Here is an 11,326-nt window from a genome sequence, read left to right on the forward strand (position 1 = left end):
TGACGATTACCTCCAAATTCATCCGCCTGCCTTTCTGATCTGATCTTGCCGGATCTCGATCACTTCAAACGGATCAATGACAACTACGGCCACGAGTTGAGGGATCAAGTTCTGATTCAAACGGTGCAGGCGCTGCGTGACCACTTGCGTCCTCTCGACGGCATCGTACCGGTTGGGAGGCGAGGAGTTTGCCATGGTGCTGACACGGTGTGACCCCGATGGCGTGGCGGAGGTGGCCAACCGGCTCCGAGTCCAGGTGGAGCAGCGAGTGGCAGAGCAAGCCGGACAGGTCTTCAAAGCGCTGCGCGAGACCCTGGGCAAGCAGCTGCTGACCGACCTCGCGGAGACCACCCAGCACCGGCAACCTCAGCCGCGAACCCAGGCTCAAACTCACCGTGGACGAAATCCGGAACGTCACGTTGATGGCCCGGTTTGAAGCGGCTACCAGCAACGACAACATGATCACGCTGGTCGTGCACGGCCTCGACCGCCTGATCGGGGCCGTGAACCTCCCCAAAGTTGTCGTACCCGGCGTGCCTGCCGGCGAGAAAGTCTGAGTGGTCTTGCACAGTAACCCGGGCTAGGAGTATGTATTCATAGACCCGGCCTCAGGCCGGCTGAGCGGTTTGATTGATTTTGGGGAGAGTTACTTCAGTCATCCGGTGAATGACCTGCGCCGCTGGTTGGCTCCTCAAGACCGGGCGGCCCTGCTGGAAGGGTATGCCTCAGGTGGTGCGCTGAGTGAGCGATACCTATCCTCTCGTGATAGCGGGTGGCGTGCGTGCTGGCCGACATGACAGCGATCGCCCGGGCAGTTCCTAGCGCGGATGCAGCGAACGCAGAGCTCGAGCGGTTGCTGGCCGTGCATTGACGGAGTGCGTGCTAGCAACAGGCAGGCCAAAGAGCGCAGCGGCCGTTGAGGTGAAGGCAAGCACAGCCGCCTGGGATACGCCTTGCACTCAGTCAGCTTCCCGTTGGTTCGGTTTTTGTAATTAGGGGTCTAGAACAGCATTTTCCTAGAGGATTGGGATCTCGGAATCGCGTCCCTTCTGGGCCCGCTGGCGGGCCTTGTCGGCATATAACCGCTCATCGGCCACGTGCAGCAAAGCCGTCAGGTTTTCAGCATCGGGGGGCACTGCGGCTGCGCCGATACTGATGGTGACCCCTGGAAAGCGGGGTGCGGCCGCCCGTTCGACCGCCACGCGGGCCTGGCCAACGAGGGCACGGAGAGAAGTCACTTCTCTGCCTGTGCGCACCACGGCGAATTCGTCGCCCCCCAGCCGAAAGGCGGCTCCCGGAAACGCCTGATCCAGTGCCCGGGCTACCAAGCACAGCAGTTCGTCACCGGCCGGATGGCCCAGCGTGTCGTTCACCTGCTTGAAGCCGTTCAGATCAAAGAGCAGCAGCCCGGCGCCTGTCGATCCCGCACCCAGGGCCGCCTCCAGATGTGCTGTGAAGGCCCGGCGATTGGGTAGCGCGGTCAGGGCGTCGGTTCGGGCCAGCTGCTGGAGTGACGCTTCGTATGCTGCGCGCTCCCGCGCACTGCTCAAGGTGCGGGCCGCTGCTGCGAGCAACGAGCGCTCCCGGGGGGTGAAGGGCGCTCCTGGGCAGGTGCGCACAACGGTGAGCACGGTATCGGCCGGGCCGCCGCGGAGCGGCAGGAAGGCGATGGACTGGACGTTCAGCTGGATCAGCGCTGGATTGCCCTCGGGATACGAAGCATAGTCGTCGATAAACAGGTTCTCCTGCGTCTCAAGTGCACGCCATACCAGCCCCTGATCAGGGGGGAGCTGCACGTTCTTTGGCACTTTAGGCGCTGGTCGCAGCGCCTGGCTTTGCCACAGGAGTTCACTCTGAATCAGGCCCTCCCTGAGCTGCATCAGGCCGCCCCAATCGAACTTCAGGGCGGGGGTGAGGGCGCCGAGCACCGAGCGGGTCAAGACACGGAATTCCTGCGGCACCTCCGAGAGTTGGGAGAGGGTGAGCAGCGTTTCGGTGTCCTGCAGCGTGTCGGTGAGTTGCTGTGTGCGGGCCTGCAACTTCCCCTCAAAGCGCTCTTCCGCAGCCTGGGCAGCCGGGCGCAGGGCTCCGTCGCGCAGCACAGCTGACAGGTCAAGCGTCAAGAAGGCTTCCACTACCGCGGGTTCAAACCGGTGCCCGGCCTGCGCCCGCAGTTCTGCATAGGCGCTTTCGCGACTCCAGGCCGCCTTATAAGGGCGCTCGCTAGTGAGCACGTCGTACGCGTCGCAGACCGCAAAGACGCGGGCCAGCCGGGGAATGGCTTCGCCCACCAGGCCGTAGGGATAGCCGCCGCCCACCCAACGCTCGTGGTGGTGGCGGATAATCTGCAGCGCGTCACTGGACAGGTGCGGCAGCCGGGTCGCCAGCGCGTGGCCCCGCGGGGCATGCGACTGCATCACTGTCCATTCCTCAGGCGTGAGTTTTCCCGGCTTCAGCAAGATCTGGTCGGGTACAGCCAGCTTGCCCAGATCATGCAGGTAGGCCCCCTCTACCAGGCTGTCGAGCTCGGCCGGGCTGAGGTTCAGCGCCACTCCCAAGGCGTAGGCAAACTTTACCACCCGCTCAGTGTGGCCGGCAGTCTCGAAGTCGCGCGCTTCCAAGGCCGTGCCCAGGCTCAGCAACCCGCCCTCGAAGGTGGCCCGCACATCCCGGGTGCGCTCGTGAACCCGCGCCTCCAGGGTGGCGTTCAGAGTCTGCAGCGACTGCCGAAGCCGGGCGGCTTCTATCCAGGCCAGGGTCTGCCGAACCGACACCAGCAGCATCGTCAGCAGCACAGCACCCAATGCCAGGGGTTCAATGCCCACCGGGCCGTTGTGACTCCAAATCAGCAGCCCAATGGTGCTCAGCGCCGCCGCGTAGGGCAGGCTGAAGCACACTGCGGGCGCCAAGCGCTTCCAGCGCACTGACTGCGTCCCAGTACGGGAGTGCACGGCCATGACGCACAGCACGCTGGCTAGGGGCCAGAACAGATCCGCTGGATGGCCGGTGAAGTAGGCGTCTTGAGCAGTCAGAACGGCGAAGATCAGGTCACCGCACGCGTAACTGGCCACCGCCGCCGCCAGCCAGCGCAGGTACAGGGGAGGCGAGGTTTGCAAGGCGATGCCCACGATCAGAGTCAACAGCAACAGGTCAAACAGGGGATAAAGCGCCGCGATGACGCGCGTTACCAACGCCCCATCGTCCAGCAGGGCCGGAGCAATTAGCCAGACCCACAACCAGCTTCCGGCAGCGACCAAGAAGACCAGCAGGTCAAGGGTGAGTCGCCAGCCCACCAGACGGTTCAACGGGCTCCGGGGGAAACCCCACACGGCTAGGGTGAACAACGGCGCGACCAGCAGGTAACTGATGTCAGCAAGTGAGGGAAAAGGCGGAGTGTCGGTGAACAGTTCCAACCCAGTCCAAATAACCGTCCCACAGATGTAGGCCAGCACGCTTCCGGCCACCGCCCACCAACCGGGGCGCTCCTCGACCGGGCGATGCTGGATTCTACGTACGATCAAGACCAGGGCCAGCACAGAGATGAGCAGCGGCCACAGGTTCCCCAGTCCTGCCCGCCAAGCCGGGGATCCGGCTCCAGGCAGCAACCACACCAAGTAACCGCCAAAGATCAACAGCAAGACCAGCACAGACGGGGACAGGGCGGAACGTCGGAGCAACATAGCGTCTTCCTCCAAGGTGGACTTCCAGTGTATGTGTGCAGCCCTTCTCTACTCTTACAGTCAGCCATTGTGGGTGGTAGAGCTCAACATGAGCATCACCAGGGTTAAACCCCACCCAGCTGATTCAGAGCTTGGCGGCCGCTAAGTAAGCAGCATCCATGGTTTAGACCTGGCAGATGGGTGGGCCTCGTCTCAGGATTGAGATTGCGTCAAAGTAAGATGACCAATGACGCAAGATCGAACTGAGTGAGGCGTTTCATTGGAGTAACCCTCATAAACTGGACGGCGTGAAGTAGAGACGAAGGCTCGTCATCCCATGTGCTGATTTGTCAGGCTGAACAACGAGGAGGCATTATGAAATAAAAGCTTCCCCGCCCTCAGAACGCCGGGCGGCCGGCGGCCGTTTGGGTGTCTTGTTGCTGCTTCCACCGGACGACGTGGTGAGGGGAAACGCTCAAGTCGCGGGCAATCTGGGCGCACCTCATTACTGGTCGTGCGAAACTACCGAACAGCGTCGTGTTTGAACTCAGGGGTGAATTTCTGCTTGGGTACGGACATGTATTCCTCCAGTGCGGATCACACTGAACTTACTTGACCAACATCACTGCTGGGCCAGCAGAGGAGCGTGCGACATGACCAAGCGCTGAAAACGTTGCGAAGTGCTAGAAATCCCTCGTGTAAGGAGTGTGGACTCTTTTACCTGCACTTAGCCGTACTTATGTCTTACCGATGCAAACCCACAGAAGAAGTGGCGAATTCAGGGTGTCCAGCTTCAATCAACGCTTGATCTCGAATGCGGCACGAATCGCACACGCCGCAGGGCTCGGCACCGCCCTGATAGCAACTCCAAGTGAGCTCAATGGGCACGCCCAAATCTAAGGCCGCTTGAACAATGGCTGTTTTGGTCAGGTGAATCAAGGGTGCGGTCAGGACGGCGCCGTGTCCTTCCACGCCTGCTTTCGATGCCAAGTCCGCCAAGGTCTGAAAAGCCGCGAGGTACTCGGGACGGCAGTCCGGGTAGCCGCTGTAATCCACGGCATTGATCCCGAGGTAAATGCGCTCGGCACCAATGGCTTCGGCCAGACTCAGACCCACGGCAATGAACACGGTGTTGCGTCCTGGGACATAGGTCACTGGAATGACACCATCCTCGGTGCCTTCAGTGGGAACGGCCAGCGTGTCGTCGGTCAGGGCACTGCCCCCAAAGGAGCCGATGTTGATGTCTATGACTCGGTGCTGTGCACCGAAATGCTGAGCGATCTGGGCAGCGCGGTCGAGTTCTATCGTGTGGCGCTGGCCGTAGCGGAATGACAGGGCCGTGCAGGCGAAGCCGTCCCGAACAGCCATGGCCAGGGTGGTGCTGGAATCCAGGCCGCCAGACAGAAGGACGACGGCGCGTTTCATGGGAGTAGTCATGAAGTCCTCTCAGTATCCCAGTTGGGCATTGCCGCCCAATGGAATGAGTCGCTTGTCGCTGTGTACGTCGAGGTCATCGGCGCGGTAGAGCTTGTGCATCTGGTAGCCCGCCCGCAGGCGGGGATTGGCTTTGACGGCGTCCGTGATGGCGTTGAGCACGCCCATGTCTCGCTCGCGTGCCTTGCTCCATTCTGGGTGGAGCCAGATCACGGCGTCTTCCCGCAGGCCGGTCAACGTGTCCAGCCCAGCCGCAATATCGGCGGGGTCGTGCACGATGATTTTGACCTCACTGGCCTGGGCAACCACACTGGCCTCCGGCCACTGGCCAAAGGGCTTGGGCGACAAGGTGACCCAGTCAATGTCGCCGCGCAATGGGGCAATTCCGCTGGTTTCTAGGTGCACCCGGCGGCCCAGGGCATGCAGGGCGTCCACCAGGGGGGCGAGATCGAACAGGATGGGTTCCCCACCCGTGATGACCACGACCGCCCCGTCAGGACTGTCTTGCCGGACGACCTCGGCCAAGTCGGTGTCGCTCATCAGGGTTACGCCTGCCGGACGGTAGTCCTTGTGCCAGGTGCCCGCACTGTCACACCAGGGACAGGCCTGTGGGCAACCATAGAGCCGAATGAAGTAGGCGGCGCGGCCCAAGTGCACGCCTTCTCCTTGCCAGGTGTAGAAGCGCTCATAGACGGGATATTTCATTCCCAGTACTCGCACGAAGAGTCAGGCGTTTCCCAGAGGGTGACCCTCAGCCGCAGGTCGTCCCCATCATCGCCGTCCGGCAGATCGGCGCGCACACGTTCCAAGGTCTTGCGGTGCAAGTAGGCTACGATCACTTCTGCCGTCGTGTCATCCCCCAGGTCGGGCAAATCGTTGAGGTAGGCGTGATCTAAGCCGCCCTGGTCAACGTCTTTTTTGGCCCATTTGAGCGTCTTGAAGTCGGCCACCATGATGTGCCGTTTCACGTGAGCACTGGGGCGCAATTGCTCAGAGGTCAGGGCCATGCGCACGCGGTAGGTGTGGCCGTGGAGGCGACCACACGGGCCGTCATAGCCGGTGATGACGTGAGCCGAATCAAAGGTAAATTCGGTCGTCAGGGTCCAAGGCATCAGGGCGCTGCACTCGGGGACAAATACTTCGCTGTGCAGATGGTATTGATCCCGCCCCGCATCCCGTAATCGCAACGAACTTCCAGGCTGAGGGGATTAAGGAGGGCCACCAGACCAGCCAAGACCCGCCGCGTTGCATGCTCGTGGTAAATGCCCACAAAACGGTAGCTCGTCAGGTAGTATTTCAGACTTTTCAGTTCGACGCAGGTGTCGCGCGGGTGATAGCGGATTTCCAAGCGGCCAAAGTCAGGCAGGCCACTCCAGGGACAGACTGGGCTAAACTCATCGGTGATGATCTCGATCTGCATGGGCTCCCCGGGGTAACGCACGGGGTCGTCTTCCCGCAGGTGGGGAAAAGTACCGAGGACAGCCACATCAATTGCGTCGAGACCTTGCACGTCGTAGCGGCGGTCAAAACCAGGGTTTTGGGGACCACAATCAGTCCCAGGAATTGCATTCGTCATTGTGTTCTCCCTGACGACCACGGGCTGGACACCGCATGGCCGGGATGACAGCACAGGTCATCCTTGTTGGGAGGTTGTCTCCTGCGGCAAAGCGCTTGGGACAAGCTCGGGGGCATTATGGGGATTGAGGTGCCATGCGGCAAGGCCAGAGACTCAGTCTTTGGAGCTCATTTCTGATAGGAGAAGAGTGCGCGTTGTCCCGTACAGAACCCGCTACGTTTCCAGCGCTTGCTCCGGGTCCCGTCAGCACGTGGGTTCGTAGCACAACCCTAACCCTGTGGACAAGGGGTGGACTGGGATAGTCTCCACCACGACACGTTGATCAGCCTGCTTGAATGACCTGCGAGCAACGGTACGCCAGCGATCACGGCTTTCGCGTGCTAGATCGTGTATGAAAGGTTGCCAAGGGGTGGGTTGAGCCCGCTTCCACCGCAGAGTCTTCTGGACTCGGGAAGCAGGTTCAGACTGCTCATCTCAATCCCTGGTGTCGGGAAGTTGACGGCCTGCTACGTCCTGAGAGAGACAAGCCTGCTTCAAAAAATTCAGGAGTTGGGGGCTGATGGGCCGCATGCGGAGGTCTCTCGCCTGCTCGGCGACAATCCGGGGCGGTCACGGGATACTGCCGCATCTCGACAGTTGGGACTCCTTGCTTTAGACACGTACTCAAAGAGCATGGGCTATTGAAAATGAGGAGCAGAGAGCGAACGAACAGGGCGGATGTGCTGAGTAGGGTTCGCTGTCGTTTTGTGACGAGTCCTTGCCTGAGACGTTACGTGCGGCGCCCCATACCCTGGCGACAATCCGTCGGATCCCTTGCCTCCCTGTCACTTGCGTTTCCAACCCCTCTTGGTAAGAGATGCACCACGTCCCCTGCTCAAAGTGTCTAGAGTGTCCGTGGCGCAAGCCATCCTTCGGGGCGGGGCGAAATTCCCCACCGGCGGTGATCATGACCTAGCCCCAACAGCCCGGCATGTCAGCCCGCGAAGCCAGGCCCAAATGCACCACAGGCCCAGCCCGACTCGGTGAGATTCCGAGGCCGACGGTCACAGTCCGGATGAGAGAAGGAGGAAGTCGATTCGCCCCCGCGAATCGGCAGCTGACATGTATACCGGAATTCATCCGCCAGACCAGTTGTTCATGCAAGAAGCCCTGACACTCGCCGCGCGCGGGCTGGGCCGAACCACCCCCAATCCGCCGGTTGGCTGCGTGATCGTGCGCGAGGGTAAGGTCGTTGGGCGCGGCTTTCACCCGCGGGCCGGAGAGCCACACGCCGAGGTGTTCGCGCTGCGTGAGGCAGGCGCCCGCGCCCGCGGAGCCACCGCCTACGTCACCTTGGAGCCGTGCAGCCACTTCGGCCACACGCCGCCCTGTGCCGACGCCCTGATCGCGGCCGGAGTGTCACGCGTAGTAGTCGCCGCCCTCGACCCCAATCCGCAGGTCGGCGGACACGGCGTGGAGCGCCTGCACGCCGCAGGAATCGACGTCACGGTCGGTGTCTTGGCCCCAGAGGCGCTACGCCAGCAAGCGGGCTTTCGCAGCCTGATCCTGCGGAAGCGGCCCTGGGTGATCTACAAGTACGCCATGACCCTCGATGGCCGGGTGGCGGCCACCTCCGGCGACAGCCGCTGGATCAGTGGGGAGGCCGCCCGGGCTCTCGTCCACCGGTGGCGCGACGAGCTGGACGCCGTCGGGGTGGGCGGGGGCACGGTGCTCGCCGACGATCCCCGGCTTACGACCCGCGGTGTCCCCGGCGGGCGCGACCCCCGACCTGTCCTGTTCGACCGCCGGGGCCGCACTCCGGGAACAGCACGGGCCCTGCGGCCGGGTGCCGTAGTCGTCACTGCGCCCGGTCGCGACACCACGCATCTAGAAGCAGAGGGCGTGGACATCGTGCATGCTGATGGCCTCTCGGAGGCGCTGGAGGCGCTGGGCACGCTCAGCATCTCGAGTCTGCTGCTCGAGGGCGGGCCAATCTTGGCTGGCGCCCTGTTCGCAGCCGATCTGATTGACGAGGTGCGCGCCTTCGTGTCCCCGAAGCTGCTGGGGCTGGGCTTAAATCCCCTGGCTGCCCCTGGGCCACTGCGGATGAGTCAGGCGCGAGACCTGCAGGGCGTGACCGTCACACCAGTTGGTCCGGACGTGCTTGTCCAGGGCTTTTTCCACTCCATTCCACACGTGACAGCCCAGGCTGCAGCCACGTGCTCCACTTGAGGGAGAAACCAATCATGTTTACAGGAATTATCGAACAAGTCGGCTGCATCACGCGCGCCGCAGAAGAAGACGGCCACCTGCGCCTGAACATCGCGCCTGAACGGATGTGGACGGATCTCCATCTCGGCGAGAGTATCGCTGTGGGTGGAACCTGCCTGACTGTGACGGGGTGGAATGCTCAGACCTTCAGCGTCGATCTGTCCCACGAAACGTTGGCCAAGACTGCGCCCCACTGGGCGTCTGGCACCCGCGTGAACCTGGAGCGCGCCATGAGCGCCTCTGCCCGCTTCGGCGGCCACGTCGTCAGCGGTCATGTGGACGGGGTCGCCGAAGTGCAAGACGTCCGTGAGGAACCCGGCGCCTACACCATGCGCGTTCGCGCGCCCCGCCACCTCGCCCGGTTCCTGGTGCCCAAAGGCAGCGTCACGGTGGACGGTGTGAGCCTCACTGTGGTGGATGTGGGAGGTCCCGGCGGCAGCCGGGCTGATCTCGTGCCGGACGAGTTCACCCTCTGGCTGGTGCCGCACACGCTGGAAGTCACCACCCTGCACACCTGGCAAGCCGGCACGACGGTCAACTTAGAGGCCGACCAGATGGCGAAGTACGTGGAGCGGCTGATCCTGATGCGGGACTGGGAAGCTGCCCAGGTCGGGCAGGAAGAGGTGGCCCGATGATCCCCGCCTCTGAGAGCCAGTCCATCACCCTTTCCTCCGTTCCCGACCTGCTCGCCGAGTTGCGCGCCGGGCGCCCGGTGATCCTGGTGGACGACGAGGGGCGCGAGAACGAGGGTGACCTGCTGATGCCCGCCGCCACCGCGACCCCCGATTGGATCAACTTCATGGCCCGCGAGGGACGGGGGCTGATCTGCGTGACCCTGACGTTCGAGCGGGCCCGCGCCCTTGACCTCGCCCCGATGGTGGGCGCGAGCACTGACCCTCACGGCACGGCCTTCACGGTCAGCGTGGACCACGTGAGCAACTCCACCGGCATCAGCGCCTATGATCGCGCTGCAACGGTGGCTGCTCTGATCGACCCGGACGCCAGCGGCACGGACTTCCGCCGCCCCGGCCACATCTTTCCGCTGGTCGCGCGGCCCGGAGGGGTGCTGCGCCGCGCCGGACACACCGAGGCCGCGTGTGACCTGGCGCGGCTGGCTGGATTCCCTCCCGCAGGAGTCATCTGCGAGGTGATGGGAGACGACGGCGAGATGAGCCGCTTACCTGATCTCTTGGCCTTCGGAAAGAAACACGGACTTTTGGTCGGCTCCATTGAGGCGCTGATCGCCCACCGGATGGAACACGATCCTTTCATGGCCCAAGTGGCGGAGGCGGACTTGCCCACCCAGTATGGGCCGTTTCGCATCGTGGGCTTTGAGGACACCCTCTCGGGGGCCGAACACGTCGCACTGGTGATGGGCGAAATCACGGAAGAACCGCTGCTGGTTCGCGTTCATTCCGAATGTCTGACCGGAGACGGCTTCCACTCCCTGCGCTGCGACTGCGGCTCGCAGCGCGACGCGGCCTTGCAGGCCATTGCGGAAGAAGGCCGGGGCGTGTTCGTGTACCTGCGGCAGGAGGGCCGGGGCATTGGGCTGCTGAATAAGATTCGTGCCTACGCCCTGCAAGACGCGGGCGCAGACACGGTAGAGGCCAACTTGCAGCTGGGCTTCCCTGCCGACGCCCGTGACTTCGGCATCGGCGCCCAGATGCTCCATCTGCTGGGTGCCCGGCACCTGCGGGTGCTGACCAACAATCCGCGCAAGCTGCACGCTCTTTCCGGCTTCGGGCTCACGGTGATCGAACGCGTGCCCCTGCACGTCGGAGCGGGCCCCCACAACGCGCACTACCTCGCCACCAAACACGTCAAGCTCGGCCACCTCAAGTAAAGAAGGCGGGGGCGAGACCGAACGGCTCGCCCGCCGCCCTGGAGAACCCATGCAGCACATTGAAGCCCACCTGATCGCCACCGACCTCAAGATCGCCATCGTGAATACCCGCTGGAACCATTTCATCGTGGACCGCTTGGTCGAGGGGGCACAGACCGCCTTCGTCCAGCACGGAGGAACCACCGAGAACCTGACCCTGGTCACCGTCCCGGGCGCATTTGAGGTGCCGCTGGTCGCCAAAAAGCTTGCGGAGAGTGGCGAGTACGACGCCGTGGTCTGCCTGGGCGCGGTCATCAAGGGCGCCACCGATCACTACGACTTCGTGGCTGGGAACGCGGCCTCCGGGCTGGCCCGGGTCAGTCTGGAGACGGGCGTGCCGGTCGCGTTCGGGGTGTTGACCACGGATACCATCGAGCAGGCCATCGAACGCGCGGGCACCAAGGCTGGGAACAAAGGAATAGAGGCCGTGCTGGCCGTGATTGAGACCGCCAACCTGCTCAGAAAGTTGTGACGAGGCCTGGAGGCGGCCCCCTCCCTGATTGATCTAGATCGAGCCAACCG

Annotated in this window: 12 protein-coding genes and 1 riboswitch; of the genes, 7 read left to right on the forward strand and 5 right to left on the reverse strand. The window is 63.0% G+C overall.

Translation table 11 applies throughout. From position 1 onward, the window contains the following. The first annotated feature begins 96 nt into the window (after positions 1-96). The 3 genes from M1R55_RS32515 to M1R55_RS31925 are packed head-to-tail and all read left to right on the forward strand — an operon-like array spanning position 97 to position 557. A complete protein-coding gene (locus tag M1R55_RS32515) occupies positions 97-213 on the forward strand; it encodes a hypothetical protein (RefSeq protein WP_371827344.1) in 117 nt (38 codons plus the stop codon). Beyond that, the gene (locus tag M1R55_RS28210; protein ID WP_249396526.1) at positions 194-436 is read left to right on the forward strand and encodes a hypothetical protein; all 243 of its coding nucleotides are present in this window, start codon (positions 194-196) and stop codon (positions 434-436) included. Before M1R55_RS32515 ends, M1R55_RS28210 begins: the two co-directional genes overlap by 20 nt. After that, a complete protein-coding gene (locus M1R55_RS31925; protein WP_371827338.1) occupies positions 396-557 on the forward strand; it encodes a hypothetical protein in 162 nt (53 codons plus the stop codon). The genes M1R55_RS28210 and M1R55_RS31925 overlap by 41 nt, the downstream gene beginning before the upstream one ends. Before the next feature lie 459 nt (positions 558-1,016). Here the strand turns inward: M1R55_RS31925 and M1R55_RS32000 are convergent, their stop codons facing one another. The 5 genes from M1R55_RS32000 to queF all read right to left on the reverse strand — a co-directional run bounded on the left by M1R55_RS32000 (position 1,017) and on the right by queF (position 6,669). After that, positions 1,017-3,680, reverse strand: coding sequence for an HD domain-containing phosphohydrolase (locus M1R55_RS32000; protein ID WP_305880285.1), 2,664 nt, complete (start codon positions 3,678-3,680; stop codon positions 1,017-1,019). A 723-nt stretch (positions 3,681-4,403) separates the two neighbouring features. Next, positions 4,404-5,096, reverse strand: a complete 693-nt coding sequence (gene queC, locus M1R55_RS28225; RefSeq protein ID WP_371827339.1) for a 7-cyano-7-deazaguanine synthase QueC — start codon at positions 5,094-5,096, stop codon at positions 4,404-4,406. 9 nt (positions 5,097-5,105) lie between these two features. Further along, entirely contained in the window at positions 5,106-5,798 is a 693-nt protein-coding gene (locus M1R55_RS28230; RefSeq protein ID WP_249396527.1) for a 7-carboxy-7-deazaguanine synthase QueE, read from the reverse strand. After that, entirely contained in the window at positions 5,795-6,205 is a 411-nt protein-coding gene (locus M1R55_RS28235) for a 6-carboxytetrahydropterin synthase (RefSeq protein WP_249396528.1), read from the reverse strand. The genes M1R55_RS28230 and M1R55_RS28235 overlap by 4 nt, the downstream gene beginning before the upstream one ends. After that, on the reverse strand, positions 6,205-6,669 hold the full coding sequence (gene queF / locus M1R55_RS28240) for a preQ(1) synthase (RefSeq protein ID WP_249396529.1): 465 nt from the start codon (positions 6,667-6,669) through the stop codon (positions 6,205-6,207). Before queF ends, M1R55_RS28235 begins: the two co-directional genes overlap by 1 nt. A 903-nt stretch (positions 6,670-7,572) precedes the next feature. Next, positions 7,573-7,739, forward strand: a riboswitch (FMN riboswitch). Positions 7,740-7,770: 31 nt separating this feature from the next. On the opposite strand from queF, the gene ribD reads away from it, so the two are divergent. Genes ribD through ribE form a run of 4 tightly spaced genes read left to right on the forward strand, consistent with a single transcriptional unit; the run spans position 7,771 to position 11,276 of the window. Then, a complete protein-coding gene (gene ribD / locus M1R55_RS28245) occupies positions 7,771-8,880 on the forward strand; it encodes a bifunctional diaminohydroxyphosphoribosylaminopyrimidine deaminase/5-amino-6-(5-phosphoribosylamino)uracil reductase RibD (RefSeq protein ID WP_249396530.1) in 1,110 nt (369 codons plus the stop codon). A 14-nt stretch (positions 8,881-8,894) separates the two neighbouring features. After that, positions 8,895-9,554 carry a riboflavin synthase gene (locus tag M1R55_RS28250; protein WP_249396531.1) on the forward strand — a complete coding sequence of 220 codons (660 nt, stop codon included), beginning with the start codon at positions 8,895-8,897 and terminating at the stop codon, positions 9,552-9,554. Continuing rightward, positions 9,551-10,765, forward strand: a complete 1,215-nt coding sequence (locus M1R55_RS28255; RefSeq protein ID WP_249396532.1) for a bifunctional 3,4-dihydroxy-2-butanone-4-phosphate synthase/GTP cyclohydrolase II — start codon at positions 9,551-9,553, stop codon at positions 10,763-10,765. Before M1R55_RS28250 ends, M1R55_RS28255 begins: the two co-directional genes overlap by 4 nt. 49 nt (positions 10,766-10,814) lie before the next feature. Then, positions 10,815-11,276 carry a 6,7-dimethyl-8-ribityllumazine synthase gene (gene ribE / locus M1R55_RS28260; protein WP_249396533.1) on the forward strand — a complete coding sequence of 154 codons (462 nt, stop codon included), beginning with the start codon at positions 10,815-10,817 and terminating at the stop codon, positions 11,274-11,276. The last annotated feature ends 50 nt before the right edge of the window (positions 11,277-11,326 follow it).

The sequence above is a fragment of the Deinococcus sp. QL22 genome (assembly GCF_023370075.1).
Taxonomy (GTDB): domain Bacteria; phylum Deinococcota; class Deinococci; order Deinococcales; family Deinococcaceae; genus Deinococcus.

What these genes read in the sequence shown, in the direction of transcription:
- M1R55_RS28210 (WP_249396526.1), top strand. Translation starts at nt 194, where the DNA reads ATGGTGCTGACACGGTGTGACCCCGATGGCGTGGCGGAGGTGGCCAAC.
- M1R55_RS32000 (WP_305880285.1), bottom strand. Translation starts at nt 3,680, where the DNA reads ATGTTGCTCCGACGTTCCGCCCTGTCCCCGTCTGTGCTGGTCTTGCTG.
- queC (WP_371827339.1), bottom strand. Translation starts at nt 5,096, where the DNA reads ATGACTACTCCCATGAAACGCGCCGTCGTCCTTCTGTCTGGCGGCCTG.
- M1R55_RS28230 (WP_249396527.1), bottom strand. Translation starts at nt 5,798, where the DNA reads ATGAAATATCCCGTCTATGAGCGCTTCTACACCTGGCAAGGAGAAGGC.
- M1R55_RS28235 (WP_249396528.1), bottom strand. Translation starts at nt 6,205, where the DNA reads ATGCCTTGGACCCTGACGACCGAATTTACCTTTGATTCGGCTCACGTC.
- queF (WP_249396529.1), bottom strand. Translation starts at nt 6,669, where the DNA reads ATGACGAATGCAATTCCTGGGACTGATTGTGGTCCCCAAAACCCTGGT.
- ribD (WP_249396530.1), top strand. Translation starts at nt 7,771, where the DNA reads ATGTATACCGGAATTCATCCGCCAGACCAGTTGTTCATGCAAGAAGCC.
- M1R55_RS28250 (WP_249396531.1), top strand. Translation starts at nt 8,895, where the DNA reads ATGTTTACAGGAATTATCGAACAAGTCGGCTGCATCACGCGCGCCGCA.
- M1R55_RS28255 (WP_249396532.1), top strand. Translation starts at nt 9,551, where the DNA reads ATGATCCCCGCCTCTGAGAGCCAGTCCATCACCCTTTCCTCCGTTCCC.
- ribE (WP_249396533.1), top strand. Translation starts at nt 10,815, where the DNA reads ATGCAGCACATTGAAGCCCACCTGATCGCCACCGACCTCAAGATCGCC.